Source organism: Burkholderia sp. 567 (assembly GCF_040545115.1).
In the GTDB taxonomy this organism is placed as follows: Bacteria; Pseudomonadota; Gammaproteobacteria; order Burkholderiales; family Burkholderiaceae; genus Burkholderia; species Burkholderia ambifaria.
In genome coordinates, this window is the sequence record NZ_JBEPLG010000007.1 from 361495 (window position 1) to 386344 (window position 24850).

The 24850-nt window shown below is 69.1% G+C and carries 17 protein-coding genes; 9 read left to right on the forward strand and 8 right to left on the reverse strand.

Annotation, left to right across the window (positions count from 1 at the left end; genetic code table 11):
• Positions 1-46: 46 nt before the first annotated feature.
• Both ABIC50_RS22040 and ABIC50_RS22050 read right to left on the reverse strand, forming a co-directional pair.
• On the reverse strand, positions 47-5017 hold the full coding sequence (locus tag ABIC50_RS22040; RefSeq protein ID WP_502913490.1) for an FtsK/SpoIIIE family DNA translocase: 4971 nt from the start codon (positions 5015-5017) through the stop codon (positions 47-49).
• Between the two features lie 180 nt (positions 5018-5197).
• Positions 5198-5743, reverse strand: coding sequence for an META domain-containing protein (locus tag ABIC50_RS22050; RefSeq protein WP_175708910.1), 546 nt, complete (start codon positions 5741-5743; stop codon positions 5198-5200).
• A gap of 224 nt (positions 5744-5967) precedes the next feature.
• On the opposite strand from ABIC50_RS22050, the gene purT reads away from it, so the two are divergent.
• From purT to ABIC50_RS22070, 4 genes are all read left to right on the forward strand, one after another.
• A complete protein-coding gene (gene purT / locus ABIC50_RS22055) occupies positions 5968-7182 on the forward strand; it encodes a formate-dependent phosphoribosylglycinamide formyltransferase (protein WP_175708909.1) in 1215 nt (404 codons plus the stop codon).
• A gap of 18 nt (positions 7183-7200) precedes the next feature.
• Complete coding sequence (locus ABIC50_RS22060; RefSeq protein WP_175708908.1) at positions 7201-7395, forward strand: DUF6726 family protein; 195 nt, start codon at positions 7201-7203, stop codon at positions 7393-7395.
• Positions 7396-7497: 102 nt separating this feature from the next.
• Positions 7498-7881, forward strand: a complete 384-nt coding sequence (locus tag ABIC50_RS22065; protein WP_175708907.1) for an MliC family protein — start codon at positions 7498-7500, stop codon at positions 7879-7881.
• A gap of 512 nt (positions 7882-8393) precedes the next feature.
• Positions 8394-9887 (forward strand): DEAD/DEAH box helicase, encoded by a 1494-nt coding sequence (locus ABIC50_RS22070; protein ID WP_471685989.1) that lies wholly within the window; start codon positions 8394-8396, stop codon positions 9885-9887.
• Positions 9888-10142: 255 nt separating this feature from the next.
• On the opposite strand, the gene gluQRS is transcribed toward ABIC50_RS22070, so the two are convergent.
• The gene (gene gluQRS / locus ABIC50_RS22075; RefSeq protein WP_354166815.1) at positions 10143-11036 is read right to left on the reverse strand and encodes a tRNA glutamyl-Q(34) synthetase GluQRS; all 894 of its coding nucleotides are present in this window, start codon (positions 11034-11036) and stop codon (positions 10143-10145) included.
• 22 nt (positions 11037-11058) lie between these two features.
• On the reverse strand, positions 11059-11913 hold the full coding sequence (locus tag ABIC50_RS22080; protein ID WP_011657537.1) for a sulfurtransferase: 855 nt from the start codon (positions 11911-11913) through the stop codon (positions 11059-11061).
• Between the two features lie 222 nt (positions 11914-12135).
• On the opposite strand from ABIC50_RS22080, the gene dnaE reads away from it, so the two are divergent.
• From dnaE to ABIC50_RS22095, 3 genes are all read left to right on the forward strand, one after another.
• Positions 12136-15669: a DNA polymerase III subunit alpha gene (gene dnaE, locus ABIC50_RS22085; RefSeq protein ID WP_354166817.1), complete on the forward strand. Its 3534-nt coding sequence runs from the start codon at positions 12136-12138 to the stop codon at positions 15667-15669.
• 322 nt (positions 15670-15991) lie between these two features.
• On the forward strand, positions 15992-17086 hold the full coding sequence (locus ABIC50_RS22090; RefSeq protein WP_354166819.1) for a glycosyltransferase family 9 protein: 1095 nt from the start codon (positions 15992-15994) through the stop codon (positions 17084-17086).
• A 182-nt stretch (positions 17087-17268) separates the two neighbouring features.
• On the forward strand, positions 17269-18447 hold the full coding sequence (locus tag ABIC50_RS22095; RefSeq protein ID WP_354166822.1) for a glycosyltransferase family 9 protein: 1179 nt from the start codon (positions 17269-17271) through the stop codon (positions 18445-18447).
• A 166-nt stretch (positions 18448-18613) separates the two neighbouring features.
• Here ABIC50_RS22095 and ABIC50_RS22100 read toward each other — a convergent pair whose 3' ends face one another.
• The 3 genes from ABIC50_RS22100 to ABIC50_RS22110 all read right to left on the reverse strand — a co-directional run bounded on the left by ABIC50_RS22100 (position 18614) and on the right by ABIC50_RS22110 (position 21771).
• Positions 18614-19894, reverse strand: a complete 1281-nt coding sequence (locus tag ABIC50_RS22100) for an O-antigen ligase family protein (RefSeq protein WP_354166824.1) — start codon at positions 19892-19894, stop codon at positions 18614-18616.
• Between the two features lie 136 nt (positions 19895-20030).
• The gene (locus tag ABIC50_RS22105) at positions 20031-20873 is read right to left on the reverse strand and encodes a glycosyltransferase family 2 protein (RefSeq protein ID WP_354166826.1); all 843 of its coding nucleotides are present in this window, start codon (positions 20871-20873) and stop codon (positions 20031-20033) included.
• A 145-nt stretch (positions 20874-21018) separates the two neighbouring features.
• Positions 21019-21771 (reverse strand): glycosyltransferase family 2 protein, encoded by a 753-nt coding sequence (locus ABIC50_RS22110; protein WP_354166828.1) that lies wholly within the window; start codon positions 21769-21771, stop codon positions 21019-21021.
• Between the two features lie 223 nt (positions 21772-21994).
• Between ABIC50_RS22110 and msbA the strand changes: the two genes are divergently transcribed.
• A complete protein-coding gene (gene msbA, locus ABIC50_RS22115) occupies positions 21995-23746 on the forward strand; it encodes a lipid A export permease/ATP-binding protein MsbA (protein ID WP_011657530.1) in 1752 nt (583 codons plus the stop codon).
• A gap of 96 nt (positions 23747-23842) precedes the next feature.
• Positions 23843-24223, forward strand: coding sequence for an RcnB family protein (locus tag ABIC50_RS22120; RefSeq protein WP_006752228.1), 381 nt, complete (start codon positions 23843-23845; stop codon positions 24221-24223).
• 52 nt (positions 24224-24275) lie between these two features.
• Here the strand turns inward: ABIC50_RS22120 and ABIC50_RS22125 are convergent, their stop codons facing one another.
• Positions 24276-24842, reverse strand: coding sequence for an FUSC family protein (locus ABIC50_RS22125; protein ID WP_011657529.1), 567 nt, complete (start codon positions 24840-24842; stop codon positions 24276-24278).
• Between the last annotated feature and the right edge of the window lie 8 nt (positions 24843-24850).

The window sequence follows — 24850 nt, forward strand, 5'->3', positions numbered from 1 at the left end:
CGCGGGGCGCCCATATCGATCGTCGGCGGCCATGCGGCCGCCATGCTCAGTCGGCCGCGGCCGGCACGAGCACCTCGCGGCTGCCGTTGATACCCATCGCCGACACGAGTCCGGCCGCTTCCATCTGCTCGACGAGGCGCGCGGCGCGGTTGTAGCCGATGCGCAGCTGACGCTGCACCGACGAGATCGACGCGCGCCGCGTGCGCACGACGAACGCGACCGCTTCGTCGTACAGCGGATCGGCTTCCGCATCCGGCGCGTCGCCGAACAGGTCCTGCGTCGCACCGTCGGCGGCGGGGCCGTCGAGAATCCCTTCCTCGTACTGCGGCTCGCCGAACTGCTTCAGGTATTCGACGATCCGATGCACTTCCTCGTCGGCGACGAACGCGCCGTGCACGCGCTGCGGGTAGCCGGTGCCCGGCGGCAGGAACAGCATGTCGCCCTGGCCGAGCAGCGATTCGGCGCCCATCTGGTCGAGGATCGTGCGCGAGTCGATCTTCGACGACACCTGGAACGCGACGCGCGTCGGAATGTTGGCCTTGATGAGGCCGGTGATCACGTCGACGGACGGGCGCTGCGTCGCGAGGATCAGGTGGATGCCGGCCGCGCGCGCCTTTTGCGCGAGACGGGCGATCAGCTCCTCGATCTTCTTGCCGGCGACCATCATCAGGTCGGCCAGCTCGTCGATCACGACGACGATCAGCGGCAGCTTCGACAGCGGCTCGGGATCTTCGGGCGTCAGCGAGAACGGGTTGCCGATCTTCTTTTCCTTCGCTTCCGCGTCGCGGATCTTCTGGTTGAAGCCCGCGAGGTTGCGCACGCCGACGGCCGACATCAGCCGGTAGCGCTTCTCCATTTCGCCGACGCACCAGTTCAGCGCGTTCGCCGCGAGCTTCATGTCCGTGACGACCGGCGCGAGCAGGTGCGGGATGCCTTCGTAGACCGACAGCTCGAGCATCTTCGGGTCGATCATGATCAGCCGCACGTCCTCGGGCGTCGCCTTGTACAGCAGCGACAGGATCATCGCGTTGATCGCGACCGACTTGCCGGAGCCCGTCGTGCCGGCGACCAGCATGTGCGGCGCCTTCGCGAGATCGGTGACGACCGGGTGGCCGGTGATGTCCTTGCCCATCGCGATCGTCAGCTGCGACGTCGAATGCTGGTACTGGCGCGATTCGAGGATCTCCGACAGGCGGATCATCTGGCGTTTCGCGTTCGGCAGTTCGAGGCCCATGCAGGTCTTGCCGGGAATCGTCTCGACGACGCGGATCGACGTGAGGCCGAGGCCGCGCGACAGGTCCTTCATCAGGCCGACGATCTGGCTGCCGCGCACGCCGAGTGCGGGTTCGATCTCGAAGCGCGTGATCACCGGGCCCGCCGATGCGCCGACCACCGTCACCGGCACCTTGAACTCCTGCAGGCGCTGTTCGATCACCTGGGCCGTCTGCGCGAGATGTTCCTCGGTGATCGGTTCGACGTCGAAGGACGCGGGCTCGAGAAGATCGAGCGTCGGCAGTTCGACGTTGAACGACGCGGGCGCGTGGAATTCGAATGCGTTCGGACGCGGCGGGCGTTCGGGTGCGGCGGGCGCGTCGGGGGCCGGGGTGCCCGGTTCCGCGAGTGCGGCGGGTTCGGCTGCAGGCTGCAGGGTGGCCGCGGGAAGCGTTGCGGTCGGGAGCGGCGCGGTCGTGGCGGTCGGGATCGCGGTGCCGGTCGTTGTGGGCGTTGCGCCGGCGCCGGGCATCGCCCAGCTCGATGGCGCGGCAGCAGGAGCCGGCGCGGCGGTGAACGGCTGGGGCTGCGGCGCCGGGGTGGGCGCGATCGGTGGCGTCGGTGTCGACGCGTCGATGGAGGCGGCGCCCGGAACGGAGACGATCGGCGATGCCGACGCCGACGGGTTCGCGGAAGTCGGGGGCGTGGCCGGTGCCGTCGCGGTGGGAGTTGTTGCGGCGACGGAGGCAAGCGCGCCGCTCGTCGAAACTGGCGTGCCGCCGAATGCGGCGGGCGAAGCGGCCGCGATCGGGGTCATCGGGGCGAGTGCGCTGGAAGACGATGCCGGGAAGGTGGTAACGGCAGCGGCAGCGGCGGGCGCGGTGCCGCCGGTTGCCGTCTGCGCTGCGGCAGGCGACATGGACGGTTGACCGACCGCCGAAGCATCGGGCATGCGGCTCGACGGTGCTGCTGAAGGCGTGGCCGACGCGCTCGACGTCGCGGTAAATGCGCTACCCGACGCGGCGGCAGGCGACACCGGCGTGCTTGCCGCCGGTTGCGAGGCGGCTGCGTTGAAGGACGCGCCGGTCGATGCAGGTGCCGAGGAGGCCGTCACGGTCGATGCAGTTTGCGAGGACGCCGTCACGGTCGGCGCTGTCGCAGCAGGTTGCGCGGCGGGCATGCCCGAGGCGCCCGTCGAGGAGGTCGCGGTCGCAGAGGTCGCGGGGGGCGCAGAGGTCGCGGGGGGCGCAGAGGTCGCGGGGGGCGCAGAGGTCGCAGAGGTCGCAGAGGTCGCAGAGGGCGCAGAGGGCGCAGAGGGCGCAGAGGGCGCGGCCGCTGCGAACGGTGCGGATACGGAAGACGGCGCCGTGGTCGGGCCGGAAGCGCCCACTGCGGACGCCGCGACCGATGCGGCGGATGCGGCGGATGCGGCGGATGCGGCGGATGCGGCCGGTTGCGACAGCGAACCGGAGGCCGTGTTCGTCATGCCGGCAAACGAAGGCGTGGCGGCGAGCGGCGTGCTGTTCGACGTGTTCGCCGGTGCCGGCGCTGCGGAACCGGGGGTGGTGCCGATGTGCGACGGCGTGCCAGCTACCGGGGTCGTCTGCGCGGCGACGAAGGGTTCAGCGGACAGCGGTTTCGACCACGACGTGGGCGCAGCGGAATCGACGGACGCGGGTTCAGCGCTTGCAAAGGTCGACGCAGAAGACGCAGATGCTGACGCAGGCGTCGCGCGTTGCGTGTCTGCGGACAAGGGCGCGGTTTCGCCAGTATGTTTTTCCGGAGCCTTCCAGACCGTTCCCGTAACGGTGTCGGCCAGTGTGGTATTCGACGCGGCAAAGGGCGCCGTCGTCGCTGCCGCGACGGGCATTGCGTCGGCGGTCTGACGCATCGGCGTTGCCGCGATCGACGAAGCGGGGAGGGGAGTGCCCGGCGCGACCTGCTGGACGGACTTCACGTCGTCCAGGGTTGCGTGTGTGTGTTGTTTCGCCTCGACCGATACGCCGGTATCGGCAGGAGGCGCGGATTGCGGCTGGAACTGGCCGACGATCCCGGCGGCCGTGGCCGCGTCCTTTGCCTCGACGCGGTGACCCGTATCGCTTGCCGTCGGTGTGACGGCGGCCGCAGGCGCTTCGGCAGCCGCGTGTGCCGCCAACGGCTCACGCGTGGCAGACAGCGGCGCAGCAATCGGACTCTGCTGTGATTCGCCGAGTCCGGAAACCGGTGAGCTGACGATGTCTTCCCACGGAGCAAAGTCGATCGGCGCATCGAATGCCGGCGCGGCAGGGACATCGACACCGACACCGTGCGGATGCTCGCTGTCCGCATGACGCGTCGGCGCGTCGGTCTCGACGGCGGAATCCGACATGGCATATCGCGCGGCGTCACTGAACGTCGAGGTGCCGGTATCAATAACATCAACCGCATCAACAGCAGGCGCGCGCACGGTCGGCTCGGCCGGCATGAACGCATCCAGCACGATCGGTGCGTTATCGTCGTATGCCGACGCAGCTTCGTGCGCATCCGGACGGCCTGCGTCGTGAGGTGCGAACTGACGCACATCCTGAACGACGCCAGCCGGTACGGCCGTCGATGTCGTCGATGCGGTCGATGCGGTCGATGCAGCCGCGGCCGCACTGCCCGCGGCAGCAACCGTGCCGGCCACGGTTGCCGCGGTAGCTGCAGCGGCCGTCGCCGGCGACGCATCGGTCGGACTCACGCCATCCAGCGCCGCCCACTGCGCGGTGCTGGCTTCGATGGAGCGCAGCGTGTCGTGAACGCTCGGCGCGGGCGTGATCGGCTCCGCGGGCTGTTGCACCCAAGCATAGAGCGGCGCGCGTGCCGGCGCCGGTGGCGCGGGGCGGCGGCGCGCAGCATCCTGCGACTGGCCGCCGGCACCGGCGCCGGCTCCCGTCACCGGTCGCGCCGGTGTGCGCGGCGGCGGCGCGCCAACCGGACGCGGCGTGACCGCGGTGCGCGGTGCGGCCGGCTGCTTCAGCGCAGCCGTGGCCGGTCGCGCGGCGGTCGGTTGCGGCCGAACGGGCTCGAACCCGGCCGGCAGCGGAGCCGGACTGGGGCGCGGGACTTGTGCGTTCGCGGCGGCGCGCGCGAGGCTGGCGGTGCTGCCGGTCGTCGGGGGCGGCATGGCGCTCGCCGTGCCGGGTGCGGGCGGTGCCGGCATCCGGCTGGCCGGCGTCGGCTTCAGCCAGCCCGACGGCGCGACCGGCTCCGCGAGCGGACGCGGCGCTGGCTTGCTGCGCGGCTTCGGCCGGGCCTGCGGATCGGGTTTCCACACCGTCGGGCGCGAATACCGGCCGTTCTGCCGCGGCGCCATCGAGTTGACGGTATGGGCGGTCGTCGGCTGCACGAGGTCGTCGTCGCGGTGCAGCGCGCTGCGCGGCAGATCGGCGACGCCGCGCACATCGTCGTCGTCGACGTCGCGCGCGAGCTTGACGCCGAACGACGTGTCGACCCACGCGGCGAACTGCCGCCAGCCGATGCCGGACAGCCACGGCAGGCCCGCGAAGAACAGCACGACCATCGCGACCGGCGTGCCGATCGGGCCGAGCACGTGCGCGAAGCCGTTCGAGAACGCGTGGCCGAGCGCGTTCGTGTCGGGGCCCGACAACGGGCTCGTCAGTGCGCAGCTCGCGACGAACACGGCCGCGAAGCCCAGCCACAGGCGAATCGAGCCGCGGCCGGCGAGGCCGCCGCCACCGGGCAGCATCGCCTGAACGAGACGCCAGAACAGAAGGAGGAACCAGACGGCGGAGATGCCGAACCAGCCGAAGACAACCGTGTGCATGCTTTGATGAAACAGGAAGAGGGCGGGGAGCGCGGTGCGCGACCCGCCGAGTTTAACCGGCCGACGAACAGGACTCTAATGCAGCATGAAGGCAGCGGTGCGCTTCCACGCCGCGGGACGGATGCGTCCGGGTTCCGCGCGTGGTGAAGGCGGCCGGCCGGCCTTCGCCCGCGCGCTGCATCAGGGGCTCCGGCGCGTGAAGGTCAGCGTCGCGCCGGCTTCGGTCACGATCTGCAGTTGCTGCGGCTCGCGCATCTGCACGCCGGTCTTTGCGATGTGCGCGAGCGCATCGAGGTACGCGTGCTCGAGCTGGCCGCCGAGCGCGTTTGGGCACGCCATGCGCGTGCCGGCGAGCGGCCCGAAGCTCAGCAGACCGTTCTTCAGCGCATAGGTGCCCATGTAACGGTTGCAGCCCGAAAAGCCGCTGGCGCGCCGGATGCCCGATTCGGTGGACAGCGCGAGCTTGATCGGCTCGCCGTTGTCGCCGTGCGGAATCGTGCGCGACGTGCCGTCGGCGTTCAGCCAGCTCGTGAGCTCCCAGCTCGTGTCGTCGAGCAGCTGGACGGCGGCCGGGTTGTACGGGTCGGGTGCGGGGGCGGCGGAATCGGGGTGGGTCGGCATCGCGCAGGCGGCGAGAAGCGTGGCAAGCGTCAACGCGCAGAGCGACGCGCGCAACGGGCGAAGCAGACCGGTGCGAGCGCGTGCGGCGGCGGACAAGTGGGACATGAGCCTCGTTCCTCATCGGATTCTGAACAAGGCGTAAGAGTAACGCACCCGCCCCGCGCGAGGCGAGCCGACACTTCGCGCGTGAAAACGTTCGCATCCCGCCTGAGGGCCGCGCGCGGCGGGGCAGCGGCGCGACGGCGCGACGAAAGCGGCCAAACCGGCGCCGGTGCGCGTGTTAACATCGAAGCCGTTTTCGTCCTCCAACAGAACCAGCGGGAAATCACATGCAGATCGGTCAGCGGCTCGGTACGCCGCTTTCTCCCTCGGCCACGCGCGTCATGCTGCTCGGCGCGGGCGAACTCGGCAAGGAAGTCATCATCGCGTTGCAGCGGCTCGGCGTCGAAGTCGTCGCGGTCGACCGCTATCCGGACGCGCCCGGCCACCAGGTCGCGCATCGCGCGCACGTGATCGACATGACCGACGCCGCCGCGCTGCGCGCGGTCGTCGAGGCCGAGCGTCCGCACCTGATCGTGCCGGAGATCGAGGCGATCGCGACCGACGCGCTCGCCGCGATCGAGGCAGCCGGCCTGGCCGAGGTGATCCCCACCGCGCGCGCGACGCAGCTCACGATGAACCGCGAAGGCATCCGCCGGCTCGCGGCCGAGGAGCTCGGGCTCGCGACGTCGCCGTACGCGTTCGCGGAATCGTTCGACGCATTCAGCGCGGCCGTCGCGAAGATCGGCATGCCGTGCGTCGTGAAGCCCGTGATGTCGTCGTCGGGCAAGGGGCAGTCGGTCGTGCGGACCGAAGCCGACGTGAAGCCCGCGTGGGACTACGCGATGGCGGGCGGCCGCGTGAACCACGGCCGCGTGATCGTCGAGGGCTTCATCGATTTCGAATACGAGATCACGCAGCTGACCGTGCGCGCGATCGACCCGGCGACGCTCGAGACGCGCACCTACTTCTGCGAGCCGGTCGGCCACGTGCAGGTGGCGGGCGACTACGTCGAATCGTGGCAGCCGCAGCCGATGAGCGCGCTCGCGCTGGAAAGGTCGCGCGAGATTGCGCACAAGGTGACCGAGGCGCTCGGCGGGCGCGGATTGTTCGGCGTCGAGCTGTTCGTGCGCGGCGACGACGTCTGGTTCTCCGAGGTGAGCCCGCGGCCGCACGACACCGGCCTCGTCACGCTCGCGTCGCAGCGTCAGTCGGAGTTCGAGCTGCACGCTCGTGCGATTCTCGGGCTGCCGGTCGATCCGACGCTCGGTTCGCCGGCCGCGTCGGCGGTGATCTACGGCGGGCTCGACGAGCGCGGCATCGCGTTCGAGGGCGTGCGCGACGCGCTGGCCGTGCCGGGCGCCGACCTGCGCCTGTTCGGCAAACCGGAAAGCTTTGCGAAGCGGCGCATGGGCGTCGCCCTCGCGACCGGCGCGAGCGTCGACGAAGCCCGCGAACGCGCGAAGCGCGCCGCGGCGGCCGTGCGACCCGTGTCGGCACGCTGACGAGACGAGGCGCGCGCGATGACATCGACACGGCGGTGGATCGGACGAATCGGCAGGCTGGGCGCCGCGCTGGCGCTGGTCGCGAGTCTCGCGGGGTGCGGCGTCGCGGCCGCACCGTGCCGGATCGCATCGGCAGGGCTGAAGATCGTGCCGCTCGTCGGCCATGTCGCGGCCGCGCCGACCGACGCGTGCGCCGACGTCATCGATCCCTGAGCGGCCGAACCCTCGTCCTCCTCTCGGCCCCTTGATCAATCGCCAACGATAACCGTGCGTTCCGCGAGGGCGCGCTTCCACCCGTCTCGTGAAAGGATCTGCATGATTCGCCAAACCTTCGTCGCGCTCGCGCTGGTCGGCTCCGCCGTCTCCGTCGCGCATGCTGCGCAACTGACCGTCGAGGAAATCGACGCCGATGCGCGCGAGCAGACCGTCTATCAGTGCGCGAACGTGAAGCAGCCGGTACGCGTGTCGTACTGGCGCGCGGCCAACGGCCAGAGCTTCGCGCTGGTGCCGGTCAACGGGCAGCAGTTGTTGTTCGTGGACACCGTATCGGCGTCGGGCGCGCGTTACCAGGCCGGGCGCTATACGTGGTGGACGAAGGGCAGGGAAGGGACGCTGCGCGACGAGATCGCCGACCAGAATGCGGCACCGCTGCTGGGCGACTGCAGGCAGGTCGAGAAGAAGAAAAAGAAGAAGGGCTGAGAGCCGGACGCAATTGGGTACGCGATGCGGGTGAGCGGATCGCGCTGCGACCGGCTCGCCCGGCTCGGCCGCCCGGGGCGCTTCCTCAACCGGACGGCAGATCGGGCGGCCCCCGGGGCCTCGCCGGCTGCACGGTGATTTTCCCGATCAATACGCCTGCGATCCGGCCCCGAATGGCAACCATCGGCCGCTCGGGATAGCCCGATCTCCCGCCACATCGGCCGCGGCCAGCCTCCCGGCGCACGCCGCGAACCGCCACCCAAGGCCGTTCTCGGTGTTGTCACGGACAGATGGCCGGGCAGTGCTACAATACGGCCCTTTCCGCCGGCATTCGCGCCGAACGGAGTCCGCACGGCCTGTGGTGCCCGTTGTTCGAATCGAACCGGTCCCGAGCGCCAGAGCGGCGCCGCGCGGCGCGCCGCGGCTCCGTCTACTTCCGAATTGTGATGAGCGCAGGCCCGGCGGGCCTGACGCACGATGTCCCCGCCGCGCCTTTTGAGCGAAACGCCACCATGTCCGATTCTGTCGCCAAGCCAGTCGACGCAACCTTCGATCAATTCGGCCTTGCCGCCGATATCCTGAAAGCCATTGCGGAGCAGGGTTATACGACGCCGACGCCGATCCAGGCGCAGGCCATTCCGGTCGTGCTCGCCGGCCGCGACGTCATGGGCGCCGCGCAAACGGGTACCGGCAAGACCGCGAGCTTCTCGCTGCCGATCATCCAGCGGCTGCTGCCGCAGGCCAGCACGAGCGCGTCCCCGGCGCGCCACCCGGTGCGCGCGCTGATCCTCACGCCGACCCGCGAGCTCGCCGACCAGGTCGCCGCGAACGTGCACGCGTATGCGAAGCACACGTCGCTGCGCAGCGCGGTCGTGTTCGGCGGCGTCGACATGAATCCGCAGATGGCCGAGCTGCGCCGCGGCGTCGAGATCCTGATCGCGACGCCGGGCCGCCTGCTCGACCACGTGCAGCAAAAGACGGCGAACCTCGGTCAGGTCCAGATCCTCGTGCTCGACGAAGCCGACCGGATGCTCGACATGGGCTTCCTGCCCGACCTGCAGCGCATCCTGAACCTGCTGCCGAAGGAGCGCCAGACGCTGCTGTTCTCGGCCACCTTCTCGCCCGAAATCAAGAAGCTCGCATCGACCTACCTGCGCAACCCGCAGACGATCGAGGTCGCGCGCAGCAACTCGACCAACGCGAACGTCACGCAGATCGTCTACGACGTCGCCGAAGGCGACAAGCACGGGGCCGTCGTGCAGCTGTTGCGCGATCGCGGGCTCAAGCAGGTGCTCGTGTTCTGCAACAGCAAGATCGGCGCGAGCCGGCTGGCGCGCAATCTCGAGCGCGACGGCGTGGTCGCGTCGGCGATCCACGGCGACAAGTCGCAGCTCGAGCGGATGCAGGCGCTCGACGCGTTCAAGCGCGGCGAGATCGAGGCGCTGGTCGCGACCGACGTGGCCGCGCGCGGTCTCGACATCGCCGAACTGCCGGCCGTGATCAACTTCGACCTGCCGTTCAACGCGGAAGACTACGTGCACCGGATCGGCCGCACGGGCCGCGCGGGCGCGACGGGCGATGCGCTGTCGCTGTGCAGCCCGAACGAGCGCAAGCAGCTGGCCGATATCGAAAAGCTGATCAAGCGTCCGCTCGAGGTGCAGACGCTCGCGCTCGACAAGCCGTCGCGTCATCGTCACGACGAGCGCGGCGGCGAGCGTGCCGGGGAGCGCAGCGGCGAACGCGGTGGTGAACGCGGCGGCCGTCGCGAGCGCGACGAGCATCGCGGTGCGTCGGCGCGTCGTTCGGGTGGGTCCGAGCGTAGCGGCCATCATCGTCGCCACGAGGCGCCGGTCGACGATTTCTTCCTGAAGCCGTACGAACCGTCGATGCCGGCGACGCAGCCGGAAGAGACGCAGTCCGCGCAGCAGCACGAGAAGAAGGGGCCGAAGCGTCAGGTCGCCGCGCTGCTCGGCGGCTTCGGGATGCCACGCAAGCCGTCGGCGTAAGCGGGCGGTTCAAGCAGTTGGTGCGGCGCGCGAGCGCTGCCGCGGAAACGGGTGCATGCGATGAGCATGTGCCCGTTTTTTATTGGGCGAGCGGATTGCGGGGAGGTGGGGGCCGTGACGTGCCGCGCGGGGCGGGCGTAGTCCGGGTGACGCTCCGGTGCGTTGTGGTCAGCGGGCGTGCTGCCTCGTGCCACCGGATTCGGCGCTGCCGGATGCAGGAACACGGTCGGCACGGACCGGTGTCCCGCGCCCGATTCAATCGGCGCGCTGTCCGAAGCGACGCGCCCACGCGTCGGTCGCGGCCGCGTAGAACGCATCCATCGTATCGCCTGCTGGATCGCCGTCGACCGCCAGGCCGAGATGTGCGGCGGCGGCCCGCAGCGCCGGCAGCGGATCGTCGCGTTCGAGCGCGATCGCGCCCGTCTGCTTGCTGAGCTTTTCGCCGTTCGCGTCGACGACGACGGGCACGTGCAGATAGGCGGGTGTCGGCACGCCGAGACAGCGCTGCAGGTAGATCTGGCGCGCGGTCGAATCGAGGAGGTCGGCGCCCCGCACGACGTGCGTGATACCCGCGTCGGCATCGTCGACCACGACCGCGAGCTGATACGCCCATTGGCCGTCCGCGCGCTTCAGCACGAAATCGCCGACTTCGGTCGCGAGGTTCTGCGTTTGCGTGTGCTGCCAGCGGTCGTCGAACGTGACGATCGCATCGTCGCCGTCCGGCACGCGCAGCCGCCACGCGCGCGCGGGCTTGCCGTGCAGGCCGGTGCGGCAGGTGCCCGGGTACGCGAGCGTCGTGTGGCGCTCATGCGCGGCGCGCAGCGAATCGGCGATTTCCTTGCGTGTGCAGCCGCACGGATAGACGCGCCCCGCGGCGACGAGCCGTTCGAGCGCGGCCGCATACTCGGCGTCGCGCGTGCTTTGCCACACGGGCGGCTCGTCGGGCGTCATGCCGAAATGCGCGAGCGTCGCGAGGATGTCGTCGGCGGCGCCGGGCACCGTGCGCGGGCCATCGATGTCCTCGATGCGCACGAGCCACGCGCCGCCGTGCGCGCGCGCATCGAGCCAGCTCGCGAGCGCACCGACCAGCGAGCCGAAATGCAGCGGGCCGGTGGGCGACGGCGCGAAGCGGCCGCGATAGCCGTTCATCGGAGCACGGCGCAACGCGCGCTTACGCGGCGCTGGCTGCCTGCGCGCAGGCCGGGCACGACTTGCCGGGCACGTAGCTCGGCGATTGTTGCGCTTCCGGCGTGACGACCGCGCGGCACGCGAAGCACGTGACGTTCTCGGTCGGCTGCAGTTGCGGGTTCAGCGCGGTGCGGTAGTCGAACACGAAGCAGTCGCCGTGATAGTGCGCGCCGCCGACTTCCTCGAAATACTTCAGGATCCCGCCCTCGAGCTGGTACACGTTGTCGATGCCGATTTCCTTCATGTGGATCGCCGCCTTCTCGCAACGGATCCCGCCGGTGCAGAACGACACGACCGTCCTGCCCTCGAGATCGGCGCGGTTCGCGTCGATCACTTCAGGGAACTCGCTGAACTTGTCGATCCGGTAGTCGAGCGCGCCGTCGAACGTGCCGACGTCCACTTCGAACGCATTGCGCGTGTCGAGCATCACGACCGGGCGGCCGGCGTCGTCGTGGCCGCGGTCGAGCCACGCCTTCAGCGTGCGTGCATCGACCGACGGCGCGCGGCCGAGCTCGGGCTTGATCGCGGGCTTCTTCATCGTGATGATCTCGCGCTTCAGGCGCACGAGCATCCGGCGGAACGGCTGCGAGTCGGACAGGCTCTCCTTGAACTGCAGCGTCGCGAACTTGCCTTCGAACAGCGGATCGTGGCGGATGTAGTCGATGAACGCGTCGGTCGCTTCGCGCGGGCCGGCGATGAACAGGTTGATGCCTTCCGGCGCGAGCAGGATCGTGCCGCGCAGGCCGAGTTCGTTGCAGCGGGCGGTGACGAGGGGGCGCCATTGCTCGGTCGCGTCGATCGACACGAAGTGGTAGGCGGCGAGGTTGACGATGGTCATGATGGTCCGACGGGAAACGGCCGCGGCCGTGCGCCGGGGCGCACGGCGGCCCCGCAAAAAAGGGTGCGAAGCCGGGGCGAAGATTCGAAAACCCGTATTATCCCGCAAACTGCGCATGCGCCGGCACCCGACCGTTCGGCCAGCATCGCATGCATCGGCCGAACGGCCGGGCGAGGGGATTTTTTGGGCAGCCTGCGCGACGACGCGGCTACAATAACGCCCATGTCAGATCCTCGCTTCGTCCATCTTCGCGTTCACTCCGAATTCTCGATTGCCGACGGCATCGTGCGTCTCGACGACATCGTCAAGGCGGCGGCCGCGGACGGCCAGGGTGCGCTCGCCCTCACCGATCTCGGCAACGCATTCGGCCTCGTCCGTTTCTACCAGGAAGCCCGCGGCAAGGGCATCAAGCCGATCGCCGGCTGCGACGTCTGGATCACCAATCCGGACGATCGCGACAAACCGTCGCGCCTGCTGCTGCTGGTGAAGGACAAGGTCGGTTACCTGAACCTGTGCGAGCTGCTGTCGAAGGCATGGCTCACGAACCAGTACCGCGGCCGCGCGGAGCTCGACGCGAGCTGGCTCGACGGCGAGCTGTCGCAAGGGCTGCTGGCGCTGTCGGGCGCGCAGCAGGGCGATATCGGGCTCGCGTTCGCGGCTGGTAACGAGGAAGCCGCGCGCCGTCATGCCGAGCGCTGGGCGAAGGTGTTCCCGGGCGGTTTCTACATCGAGCTGCAGCGTTACGGCCAGCCGGGCGCCGAGGCGTACATCCAGCAGGCCGCGACGCTCGCCGCGTCGCTCGGTCTGCCGGTCGTCGCGACGCATCCGACGCAGTTCATGACCGACGACGATTTCACCGCGCACGAAGCGCGCGTGTGCATCTCGGAAGGCGACATGCTCGCGAATCCGCGGCGCCAGAAGCGCTTCACGACCGATCAGTACTTCCGCACGCAGGACGAGATGGTCGCGCTGTTCGCCGATCTCCCCTCGGCGGTCGCGAACACGATCGAGATCGCGAAGCGCTGCAACCTGAAGCTCGAGCTCGGCAAGCCGAAGCTGCCGCTGTTCCCGACGCCGGACGGCATGTCGCTCGACGATTACCTGGTCCAGCTGTCGAAGGAGGGGCTCGAGAAGCGCCTCGAACAGCTGTTTCCGGATACGGCCGAGCGTGACGCGCAGCGCGACACGTACTACAAGCGGCTCGAATTCGAGTGCGGGACCATCACGAAGATGGGCTTCCCGGGCTACTTCCTGATCGTTGCCGACTTCATCAACTGGGCGAAGAACAACGGCGTGCCGGTCGGCCCGGGCCGCGGCTCGGGCGCCGGCTCGCTGGTCGCGTACGCGCTCGGCATCACCGATCTGGATCCGCTGCGCTACAACCTGCTGTTCGAGCGATTCCTGAATCCGGAACGCGTGTCGATGCCCGACTTCGACATCGACTTCTGCCAGCACGGCCGCGATCGCGTGATCCAGTACGTGAAGGAAAAATACGGCGCGGACGCCGTGTCGCAGATCGCCACCTTCGGCACGATGGCCGCGAAGGCGGCCGTGCGCGACATCGGCCGCGTGCTCGATCTCGGCTACATGTTCACCGACGGCATCGCGAAGCTGATCCCGTTCAAGCCGGGCAAGCACGTGACGATCGCCGACGCGATGAAGGAAGAGCCGCAACTGCAGGAGCGCTACGACCACGAGGACGAAGTGCACCAGCTGCTCGACCTCGCGCAGCGCGTCGAGGGGCTGACGCGTAACGTCGGGATGCACGCGGGCGGCGTGCTGATCGCGCCCGGCAAGCTGACCGATTTCTGCCCGCTGTACACGCAGGGCGACGACGGCGGCGTCGTCAGCCAGTACGACAAGGACGACGTCGAAGCCGTCGGCCTCGTGAAGTTCGACTTTCTGGGTCTCACGACACTGACGATCCTCGACTGGGCTGAGCGCTACATCCGCCGCCTCGATGCGTCGAAGGCCGACTGGTCGCTCGCGCAGGTGCCGCTCGACGATCCCGCGTCGTTCCAGATCCTGAAGAAGGCCAACACGGTCGCGGTGTTCCAGCTGGAAAGCCGCGGGATGCAGGGCATGCTGAAGGACGCGCAGCCCGACCGCTTCGAGGACATCATCGCGCTCGTGTCGTTGTACCGTCCGGGCCCGATGGACCTGATCCCGAGCTTTTGCGCACGCAAGCACGGCCGCGAGAAGGTCGAGTATCCGGATCCGCGCGTCGAGCCCGTCCTGAAAGAGACCTACGGCATCATGGTCTATCAGGAGCAGGTGATGCAGATGGCGCAGATCATCGGCGGCTACTCGCTCGGCGGCGCCGACTTGCTGCGTCGCGCGATGGGCAAGAAGAAGCCCGAGGAGATGGTCAAGCATCGCGAGATCTTCGCCGAGGGTGCGGCGAAGAACGGCCTCACGCGCGAGAAGTCCGACGAGATCTTCGACTTGATGGAGAAGTTCGCGGGCTATGGCTTCAACAAGTCGCACGCGGCGGCCTATGCATTGCTCGCGTATTACACCGCGTGGCTGAAGGCGCACCATCCGGCCGAATTCATGGCGGCCAACATGACGCTCGCGATGGACGACACCGACAAGGTGAAGATCCTGTTCGACGATTGCATCGTGAACAATCTCGTCGTGCTGCCGCCGGACATCAACCAGTCGCATTACCGCTTCGAGCCGGTCGGCGAAGCAGACGGCAAGCGCTCGCGCACGATCCGCTACGGCCTCGGCGCGGTAAAGGGCAGCGGCCAGAACGCGATCGAGGAAATCCTGCGCGCGCGCGAGGAAAAGCCGTTCACCGACCTGTTCGACTTCTGCGAGCGGATCGACCGGCGCGTCGTCAATCGCCGCACGGTCGAGGCGCTGATCCGCGCCGGCGCATTCGATTCGCTGAACGCGAACCGCGCGCAGATGCTCGCGTCGGTGCCGCTCGCGATGGAAGCGGCCGAGCAGGCCGCGGCGAACGCGATGCAGGCCGGCCTGTTCGACATGGGCGCCGAGTCGCCGCACGCGCATGCGCTCGTCGACGAACCCGCGTGGGACGACAAGCGCCGCCTGCAGGAAGAGAAGGGCGCGCTCGGCTTCTACCTGTCCGGCCACCTGTTCGACGCGTATCGCGACGAAGTACGCCGGTTCGTGAGGCAGAAGATCGGCGATCTGAAGGAGGGGCGCGACAAGCTCGTCGCGGGCATCATCGCGTCGCTGCGCACGCAGATGACCCAGCGCGGCAAGATGCTGATCGCGTTGCTCGACGACGGTTCGGGCCAGTGCGAGATCACGATCTTCAACGAGCAGTTCGAGGCGAACAAGGCGCTGTTCAAGGAAGACGAACTGCTGATCGTGCAGGGGCAGGCGCGCAACGACGCATTCACCGGCGGTTTGCGCTTCACGGCCGACACGGTGATGGATCTCGAGCGTGCGCGCAGCCGCTACGCGCAGGCGGTGCGGCTCACGATGAACGGCAATGCGGATGCGACGGCGCTGCGCCGCGTGCTCGAACCGCACGTGTCCAAGGACGATTCGGCGGCCGCGCCCGCGTTCGACGCGCCCGTGCCGCGTGGCGGCGGGCGCGACGGCGGCCGTCGTCCGCAGGCGCCGCTGCCGAACGGGCTCGCGGTGCAGGTTCACTACAGCAACGCGCGCGCGCAGGGCGAAATGCGTCTTGGCGACGCGTGGCGCGTGAAGCCGAGCGACACGCTGCTCGCGGAGCTGCGCGCGACGTTCGACGGCAGCGTCGTCGAAATCACGTACTGAACGCGGCCCGCCGGACGGTCGGTGCTTGCGCGGCCCGTCGCATCGCCTTCGTGCGGTGTGGCGGGCCATTTTCATTTTGGCGGGTGCTTGGGGCTGTCATCCGGACGCTATACAATCCGTCGCGCGCGATGCAGATTCGCCGCCGGCCGTGGTCCGTCCACCGGCTGGCATGCGGCCACGCGCTTGAAAACGGGGGCGGTTGCGCGCCGCACACGATGCGGCGCGGTGCCGTGAGCGACCACGCGAGAAGGCCGGCACGGCACTGGACGTCAGGATGCCGGTCGGTGCGCGACGATAAGAAATCGACAGTTACGCGATAACAATGGCCAACGAGACATCGAAGCGGCGGATCCTCGTGATCCGGATTGATTTCCTGGGCGACATGCTGTGCACGACCGCTTTCCTCGGCGCGCTGAAACGCCGCTGGCCGGACGCGGAACTGCACGTGGTCGCGAACCGCTACAACGCGAGCGCGCTGGACGGCAACCCGGACGTGCATGCGGTCCATACGTATGTGTACAGCCGTCAGTGCGAGCGCAACGACCGCCCCGGACGGATGCGCGCGTTCTTCGACCGGCTGCGGCTCGTGCGACGGCTGCGCCGTTTGCGGTTCGACCTCGTGGTCGTGCCGAACGGCGGCATGCATCGCAGCAGCATCCAGTTGGCGCGACAGCTCGGCGTGAAGGATTGCCGCTGGCACGATGCCGATTCCGAATTCGACGATCGCAAGCCCGCACACGTCGCGTCGCGGCCGATGTGCCATGAAGCGCTGTCGGGATTCCGGCTCGTGCCTGAACTCGGCCGTACCGATCTCGACGGTCTCGCGCTGTCCGTCCATCCGGACCGCGCGCTGCAGGACACCTGGTATCGGCTGCTCGGGCCGCGCGCGAAGCCGCGCGTCGGGCTGTTCGTCTCGAACAAGGCGGTGGAGCGGCGCTGGCCGGCCGAGCGATGGTGCGATCTCGGCCGGCGGCTCGCGCCGTTCGCCGACGTGATCGTGTTCCGCGATCCCGCGGTGTCGGCCGGCGCCGGCGCCGACGGCGACGCGTGGCGGGACGTGAACGCGCGGCATGTCGCGCCGTCGTCTGTGGCCGAACTCGTGGCCGCCGCGAGTCTGCTCGACGCGATCGTGTCGGCGGACAGCGCGCCCGTGCATCTCGCGTCGGCGCTCGGCGTGCCAGTGGCCGCGCTGTTCGAGGACCGTCCCGAGAAATACCGGCGCTGGCATCCGCTCGGCGTGCCGCACATGATCCTGCGGGCCGGCGCGACGGTCGATGCGATCGGCATCGACGCGGTAGAGCGCGCGGTGCTGCATCTGTTGGAGAAGGCAGGGCAGCCCGACGACGTGACGGGCGGCGCGCTGCCGCTTCCGGACGTCACGCTAGTCCTGCCTGAGGTCGGTGTGATCGTTTCGTAGCGCGCCCGGCCGGCGCTGACACGGGGGCAGGCTAGCGGCACGAAACGGGGAGCAAACGGGCGAAACGGGACGCGGTGGTCGCAGGTCCCGCTGCGCGCGGCCCGCCACCCGACGCCACGCCTGCCGCCGCAAAATCCTGTACATTGCGAGCCTTGTCCAGCCTGCTAGACGGAACGATCGTCGTGTCCCTGTTTTCTTCCGCCCGCCCGCCCAGAACCATCCTCGTCGCCGCACCGCGCCGCATCGGCGACGTGCTGCTGACGACGCCGCTCGTGCGTTCGCTGAAGGCGCGCTGGCCCGACGCGCAGATCGACATGCTGGTGTTTCGCGGCACCGAAGGCGTGCTGGAGCACAACCCCGACGTGCGGCGCGTGATCGTCGTCGCGCATCGCGCCGGGTTCCGGGAGCGGCTGCGCGACGCGCTGTCGATGTGGCGCCGCTACGATCTCGCGTGCGCGGCACTGAGCTCCGACCGGCCGCGCTTCTATAGCTGGTTCGCCGGCCGCAAGCGCGTCGGCCTCGTCGATCCGAACCGTGTCACGTGGCTTACGCGGATGATGCTGAACGGCATCGCGATCAATCACCACGAGTCCGCGCATACGGTCGTCAGCACGCTCGCGCTCGCGCCGGTGATCGGCATCGAGCCGGTGTCCGAGGTCGTTGCGCCCGGGATCGGCGACGATCCCGCGCGGCGCGCGCGTTTCGACGCGTGGCTCGCGGAGTCGCCGGCCATTCGCGACGGCAAGCCGCTCGTCGTGCTGCATCCGTACCCGATGTTTCGCTACAAGCAATGGCGGCTCGAAGGCTGGATCGAGATGATCGAATGGCTGCGCGCGCAGGGCTTCGCGATCGCGCTGTCGGGCGGCCCGGCCGATCGCGAGCGCGAGTACGCGGAGCAGGTCGCGGCCGGGGCCGGCGGCGACGTGCTGAACCTGGTGGGCCGCCTTACGTTCGGCGAAAGCGCGGAACTCGTGCGGCGCGCGCGGCTGTTCATCGGGCCCGATACGGGCGCGACGCACGTCGCGGCCGCGACGGGCGTCGACACGATCGCGCTGTTCGGTCCGTCCGACCCGGTGCGCTGGGGGCCGTGGCCGCAGCACTGGCCGCCGACCGAAAACCCGTGGGCGCTGCGCGGCTCCGCGCGGCACGGCAACGTGTGGCTGCTGCAGGGTGAGGGCGATTGCGTGCCGTGCCGGCAGGAGGGCTGCGAGCGCCATGTGGACAGTCACAGCGACTGCCTCGTCAATCTCGGCACGCAGCGTGTGAAGATGGCGGCGGCCGAGATGCTCGGGCTGAATCCGCCGGACGCCACCGACGCGGTCATCGACACGTCGCGGCTGCATCGCGCGCGCTCGGACTGACGCGCGAGCCCTGAGCATTTCCCGATTTGAAAGGCGGAGCGTGGCACCGCGGCGCCACGCGTCGAAGGCGTGCGGCCACGCATCCGGCAGCGGCGCGCGCCGCCATTGAAGACGAGCCGAGGGCGGGCGGCAACATGCGCCGCCCACCAGCCCCGCGCGTGGCGCGTTACGCGCTGCGCCGGATCGCCGACGTCTCGCGCGGCAGCGCTTCGCCGCGCTCGGCGCAGCCGAGCAGGATGCCGGCGAGCAGCACCAGTAGGTGGCCTTCGGCGAAATCGAGCAGCAGCGAATTCGCGAGGCTGCCGATCGCGAAGATTGCGAGCCATCCGAGCAGCAGGTGCTGCGAACGCGGGTCGAGCGCGCGGCTGCCGCGTGCGATCTGCACGATCAGGTTCACGAACAGCAGGACCCCGAGCGTGCCGAGCTGCACGGCCATCAGCAGATATTCGTTATGCGGGTTCGACGTGAGCTGGCCTTCGGCGGCCGTCTTGCCCGCCGTGAGCTTCTCGAACTCGAATTCGAGACCGCCCGCGCCGTAGCCGATCACGGGGCGCATGCGATACAGCTCGAGCCCCTTCTTGTACCACTCGAGACGCAGCCCGGTCGACGTGGCCGCATCGGTCTGCCGATACTGCTGCACTTCCGTCACGACCTTCACGAGGCGGCCGTTGTGCATCGTGCACGCGGCAGCGACCAGCGCGACGCCGGCCAGCACCAGCGTTCCGGCGGCGAGGGTTGCGCGCAGTGCCGACTGGCGGCGCAGCAGCAACACGAAACGCACCGCGACGACGAGGATCAGCAGCAGCGCGATGACCTGCCCGGTGCGCCCCTGCAGCATCACGAACACGTTGATCAACGACCAGGCGGCGACGGCGCCATACGCGGCGCGCGACAGCGCGGTGCGGGCCGACAGCGCGAGGTCGGCGGCCTGATAGAACAGCAGCGCGCCGAACATGCCGGCCGCGATGTGGTTCTTGAACACCCACGCGCGCGACAGCGGCAGGTCGCTCGCATGCGCGGGCCCGATCGCGGTCAGGCCGAGATAGTTGGTGGTCGACAGCAACAGGATCACGCACAGCGTGCCGAACCACGCGCGCCGCACGATCGGCGCCCAGTTCGAATGGCGGAACGCGAGCACCGCAAACGGCAGCAGCAGCAGCTTGTCGTACTTGCCGATCCAGTTCCACGCCTTCGGGTGCGGCGCGACGGTATAGGTGATGCTCGCGGTCAGCGCCGCGAGAATCAGGAGCGCGGCGAGCGACGCCGGGTCGGTGACGAACGAGCGCAGGTCGCGCCAGAATTCGGGGGAGATCACGAGCGCGGCCGCGAACAGCCCGCAGAACACGTTGGTCAGCGCGGTCGAGATGGGCACCATGCAGAGCGCGATGACGGCGAAGGCGCGGGCGGCGGTCAGGCGCCGCGTGGCGGGAGCGGAAAACGAAAGCATCGGAACCTGTCGAATGGACGAATGCGGCATGCGGGCACCGTGCTGCGCGCCGCGCGTCCCGCGGCGGCAGTGCCCGGGACGAAGCGCGCAGTATACGCGAAGCGGCGCGCGTTTCCGTGAGGTTTCCGGGGCCGGATCAGCTGAACGCGCGCTTGATCCGCGAGCGCAGCAACGCGCGCTTGAGGCGCCCGTCGACAGTCGGCGTGTCGAGCACGATGCGCGAGCCGGCCGGCTCGCCGCGATGCAGGTAATAGCGGTCGAACGTGGCCTGCGTCATGCCCCATTTGTTGAGGAACTGGCGGCGGCCGTCGTTCTTGACGATCTTGCCGGTGCTCTTCTGCTGGAAGTGATAGACGAGGCTGTCGCCGACGCCGAGGAAGATCCGGCAGCCGGCGTCCCAGAATTTCATCGAGAAGTCGTTGTCGCTGCTCATGCCCGGCGACAGCTCGCTGCTGTAGCCGCCGATGCGGTTCCACCAGTCGCGGTGCACGAGCGTCGGCGGCCAGGTCGAGCCGAGCCAGTCCGCACGCACGAGCCGCGGCGTGGCCGCGACGAGGCCGGCCGCGTCGAACTGTTCGGCGTCGCGGCCGAAATTACTGACGACGACGCACGGGTTGCGCGTGTCGACCGGCTCGACCATCGTGCCGGACAGCATGAACAGGTCGGTCGGCATCTGCTCGATGCGCCGCACGAGCGCCGCATCCCAGCCGGGGCAGCAGTACATGTCGTCGTTCATGTAGACGACGTAGTCGCGCGTCGCGCGCGCGGCGGCCAGGTTCACCGCGTGGCAGATGCCGATGTTGGTCGGCGACGCGGTGTGCTCGATGCCTTCGCCGCGCACCCAGTCGAGCGTGCCGTCCGAGCCGTCGTTCACGTGCACGATGATCTGGTGGTCGTACGCCGAATGACGGCGCAGGCTGTCGACGACGAGCTTGAGGTACGGCAGGTTGTTCCAGGTCGGGATGATGATGGAGAACATGGCGGTCGAATTCGGTGGTCGTCGTGTCGGCGGCGCGTGGTGCGGCGCCGCGCTTGGGGCGCGCATCGCATGCGGGCAGCCCGGCATTGTAACGCCGGGCCGGCCGCATGCTGGTGGCCTCGGGGTGGGGCGGGGCGGCCCGCGCTCAGCGGGCCGGCTCGTGGCCGAGCTTCAGGAACCGGTAGTACACCGTTTCCGCGTTGAACACGGCGATCATGAAGCCCGCGCGTCCGTCGAGAAACCCGCGCCGCAGCACGTAGGTCCGCACGAACGCCCATGCGCCGCGCGCGAGCGCCTTGCCGAAGCCGCCGCGCTGGCCGGCCGCGCGGCGCTGGCGCGCGCCAGCCGTCGAATACGCATCGAGCTTGCGCACGACGGTTTCGAAATCCTCGTACGAATAGTGCATCAGCTTGCCTGGCAGCCGCTGCGCGGGCGTGTCGAACACGAGCCGCTCATGCACCAGATCGTCGGAGAAGCGTGCGACGCCGCGCCGGAACAGGCGCGGCACCCAGTCGGGATACCAGCCGCTGTGGTGGATCCACTGGCCGCAGAAGCTCGACAGCCGGTCGAGCGCGTAGACTTGCGCGGCCGGCGCGCGGATGGCCGCACGGATCGACTGCGCGAGTTCGGGGCTGACCACCTCGTCGGTGTCGAGCGACAGGATCCAGTCGGTGTCGAGCGCGGCGAGCGCGCGGTTCTTCTGCGGGCCGAAGCCCGGCCAGTCGCGCTCGACGATCACGCGCGCGCCGTGTGCACGGGCGATCGCGACGGTATCGTCGCTGCTGCCGCCGTCGATCACGACGACGTCGTCGGCGAAGTTCAGCGCGTCGAGGCACTGCGCGAGCCGCGCGGCCGCGTTGAGGGCGATGAGGGCGACGCCGAGGGTGGGTTCTGCCATGAAATCGTCGAAAAGGCGGAGAAAACGGTGAGCGGCAGTATACCCGCGCACCGGCCGGCGGCCGCTTCGGCAACGGCCGTGCCGGCGCGGGCGGTACAGCTATAATGTTGGGCCTTTTTCGGCAACCGCCGGACTGGGCGAATCCCGGGCAGCCATGCCCCGGGCGCCGCGTCGCGGCTCAAGAAGGATTGCCTTGGAAACCCAGAACACTCTTCGCAAACCGATGGACGGCACGGGCACGTCGCCGTTCACGGTTCTCAAGCGCCTGTGGCCGTACATCCGGCCGCTGATCGGCATCGTGGTGCTCGCCGTCGTCACGATGGGCGTCGTCGCGGCCACCGAAGCCGGGATTCCGGCGCTGCTCAAGCCGCTGCTCGACCATGGCTTCGGCTCGCACGGCAGCGACCGCGCGAAATGGTACGTGCCGATGGCCGTGATCGGCCTCGCGCTCGTGCGCGGCGTGTCGCAGTACACATCGAATTACCTGCTCAACTACGTATCGAACCGCATCCTGCTGCAGCTGCGGCTCGAAATGTTCCAGCGGATGCTGCACACGGGCGCGTCGTTCTTCCAGCGCGAGACGGCGAGCACGGTGATCAACGCGATCGTGTTCGAGGTCAACCAGATCCTGGCGGTGCTGACCGGCGTGATGGTCACGCTCGTGCGCGACTCGCTGACCGTGATGTTCCTGCTCGGCTACCTGTTCTACCTGAACTGGCGGCTCACGCTGATCGTCGCGGTGATCCTGCCGGGCATCGGCTGGCTCGTCAGCAAGATCAACCGCCGCCTGCGCCGCCTGAATCGCGAGCACCAGACGCTGACCAACGAGCTGTCGTACATCGTCGAGGAGACGGTCGGCGGCTACAAGGTCGTCAAGGTGCACAACGGTGAGACGTACGAGATGGACCGCTTCACCGCGATGAGCAAGCGCCTGCGCGGCTACGCGATGCGCATGACGATCTCGGGCGGCCTCGCGCAGCCGCTGACGCAGTTCCTCGCGTCGATCGCGCTCGCGGTCGTGATCACGATCGCGGTCGTGCAGTCGACCAACGATCAGACGACGGTCGGCGGCTTCGTCGCGTTCGTCACGTCGATGCTGCTGGTGATTTCGCCGCTCAAGCACCTGATCGACGTGAACCAGCCGCTGCAGCGGGGGATGACGGCCGCCGAGCTGATCTTCGGGCTGATCGACGAGCCGGGCGAGCCGCAGGGCGGCGGCCGTGCGCTGCCGCACGCGCGCGGCGAGATCGAGTTCCGCGGCGTGTCGTTCGACTACGGCGCATCCGAGCGGCCGACGCTCGACCGCATTTCGTTCAAGGTCGCGCCGGGCGAGATGATCGCGCTCGCGGGGCCGTCGGGCAGCGGCAAGACGACCCTCGTGAACCTGCTGCCGCGCTTCTTCGACCCCACGGGCGGCGCGATCCTGGTCGACGGCGTGCCGGTGGCCGACTACGACCTCCACGCGCTGCGCGGCCAGATGGCGATGGTCAGCCAGGACGTCGTGCTGTTCAACGACACGATCGCCGCGAACGTCGCGTACGGCCAGACGCCCGATCGCGCACGCGTGCAGGCGGCACTCGAGGCCGCGAACCTGGCCGACGCGGTCGCCGCGATGCCCGACGGGCTCGACACGCTGGTCGGCGGCAACGGGATGCGTCTGTCGGGCGGCCAGCGGCAGCGGCTCGCGATTGCGCGCGCGATCTACAAGGACGCGCCGATCCTGATCCTCGACGAGGCGACCTCCGCGCTCGATTCGGAGTCTGAGCGCCACGTGCAGGCCGCGCTCGAGCGGCTGATGGAAGGGCGCACGACGCTCGTGATCGCGCACCGGCTGTCGACGATCGAGCGTGCGGACCGGATCCTCGTGCTCGAAGCCGGCAAGATCGTCGAAGAGGGCAGCCACGAAGAATTGCTGCGCCACGGCGGGCTGTACGCGCACCTCCACCGGATCCAGTACCAGCAGCAGGCGGCGTGACGCCGGGGCATGCCGCCGGGTCATGCCGGTGTGCTAGTCTTGATCGGGCAGGCACCGTTGTTTCCGGTTCGACGTGACAACTCGGAGGGAAGAACAATGAAGAAGATGCACGGAACGATGCTGGCCGCGCTGATCGTGGCGGGTTTCGCGGCACCCGCAGCCATGGCGCAGGGTCATGGCAACGACGACAACCACGGCAATCATGGGATGCACCGCGGGCATGGCCCGAAGCACATGCCGCCCGGCCAGATGCGCCACGAGGACGACGTGCCGCCGCGCTGGGCCGACCAGCCGCATCGCGAGTGGCACAAGGGCGACCGGCTTCCCGGCGAATTCCGCGATCGCCAGTACGTGGTCGAGGACTGGCGCGGCTATCACCTGAGTGCGCCGCCGCGCGGCTATCAGTGGGTCGGCGTCGGCGGCGACTACCTGCTCGTGCAGATCGGTTCGGGCATCGTGCTGCGGGTCGGTCCGTAACGTTTCTTTCCGATCGTTCATCCGGCTGCCGGGCGCGTTGCCCGGCGCCGCGTCACTTTGCCGCCGCCCGGCGGAACCAGCGTCGCTCGATCAGCGACATCGCCCAGCACACGGCCAGCGCGCACACGGTGCCGAGCGCCACTTCCCCGAGCCGCATCAGCGGAATGTCCCATAGCGGGCCGTTGCCCGGAAACAGCAGCACGATCGTCGCGGTCACGCCGCCGAGCCGCGCGGCGCTGCCGACGTTCAGGCACCAGCAGCTGACGATCGTGAGCGCGACCGCGAGCGCATAGGCGACGAGGCGGTCCCCGCCGAGCGCCGCGCCCGCGAAGCCGAGCAGGCCGCCGATCATCGCGCCGATGAACTGGTCGCGCGACAGCGACATCGTGTCCGAGTAGTTGTGCTGCGTGACGGCGATCGCGGTGACCGCCGCCCACACGGCCTGTTCGGTGTGCAGCGCGCGGCCGATCGTGTACGCGAGGCACGCGCCGCACACCGCCTGCAGCGCCATCAGCGCACCCTGCGTGAGCCGTTCGCCGAAGGTCAGCCCCTTGAACAGATCGAAGATCGACTGCTGGATCTGCTGGCGGGCTTCGTTGAGTGTCCTGATCGTATCCATCGTGTCGT

What these genes read in the sequence shown, in the direction of transcription:
- ABIC50_RS22120 (WP_006752228.1), top strand. Translation starts at nt 23,843, where the DNA reads ATGAAGAAGATGCACGGAACGATGCTGGCCGCGCTGATCGTGGCGGGT.
- ABIC50_RS22070 (WP_471685989.1), top strand. Translation starts at nt 8,394, where the DNA reads ATGTCCGATTCTGTCGCCAAGCCAGTCGACGCAACCTTCGATCAATTC.
- ABIC50_RS22090 (WP_354166819.1), top strand. Translation starts at nt 15,992, where the DNA reads ATGGCCAACGAGACATCGAAGCGGCGGATCCTCGTGATCCGGATTGAT.
- ABIC50_RS22105 (WP_354166826.1), bottom strand. Translation starts at nt 20,873, where the DNA reads ATGTTCTCCATCATCATCCCGACCTGGAACAACCTGCCGTACCTCAAG.
- ABIC50_RS22065 (WP_175708907.1), top strand. Translation starts at nt 7,498, where the DNA reads ATGATTCGCCAAACCTTCGTCGCGCTCGCGCTGGTCGGCTCCGCCGTC.
- purT (WP_175708909.1), top strand. Translation starts at nt 5,968, where the DNA reads ATGCAGATCGGTCAGCGGCTCGGTACGCCGCTTTCTCCCTCGGCCACG.
- gluQRS (WP_354166815.1), bottom strand. Translation starts at nt 11,036, where the DNA reads ATGAACGGCTATCGCGGCCGCTTCGCGCCGTCGCCCACCGGCCCGCTG.
- ABIC50_RS22080 (WP_011657537.1), bottom strand. Translation starts at nt 11,913, where the DNA reads ATGACCATCGTCAACCTCGCCGCCTACCACTTCGTGTCGATCGACGCG.
- ABIC50_RS22110 (WP_354166828.1), bottom strand. Translation starts at nt 21,771, where the DNA reads ATGGCAGAACCCACCCTCGGCGTCGCCCTCATCGCCCTCAACGCGGCC.
- ABIC50_RS22060 (WP_175708908.1), top strand. Translation starts at nt 7,201, where the DNA reads ATGACATCGACACGGCGGTGGATCGGACGAATCGGCAGGCTGGGCGCC.
- dnaE (WP_354166817.1), top strand. Translation starts at nt 12,136, where the DNA reads ATGTCAGATCCTCGCTTCGTCCATCTTCGCGTTCACTCCGAATTCTCG.
- ABIC50_RS22040 (WP_502913490.1), bottom strand. Translation starts at nt 5,017, where the DNA reads ATGCACACGGTTGTCTTCGGCTGGTTCGGCATCTCCGCCGTCTGGTTC.
- ABIC50_RS22125 (WP_011657529.1), bottom strand. Translation starts at nt 24,842, where the DNA reads ATGGATACGATCAGGACACTCAACGAAGCCCGCCAGCAGATCCAGCAG.
- msbA (WP_011657530.1), top strand. Translation starts at nt 21,995, where the DNA reads ATGGACGGCACGGGCACGTCGCCGTTCACGGTTCTCAAGCGCCTGTGG.
- ABIC50_RS22050 (WP_175708910.1), bottom strand. Translation starts at nt 5,743, where the DNA reads ATGTCCCACTTGTCCGCCGCCGCACGCGCTCGCACCGGTCTGCTTCGC.
- ABIC50_RS22100 (WP_354166824.1), bottom strand. Translation starts at nt 19,894, where the DNA reads ATGCTTTCGTTTTCCGCTCCCGCCACGCGGCGCCTGACCGCCGCCCGC.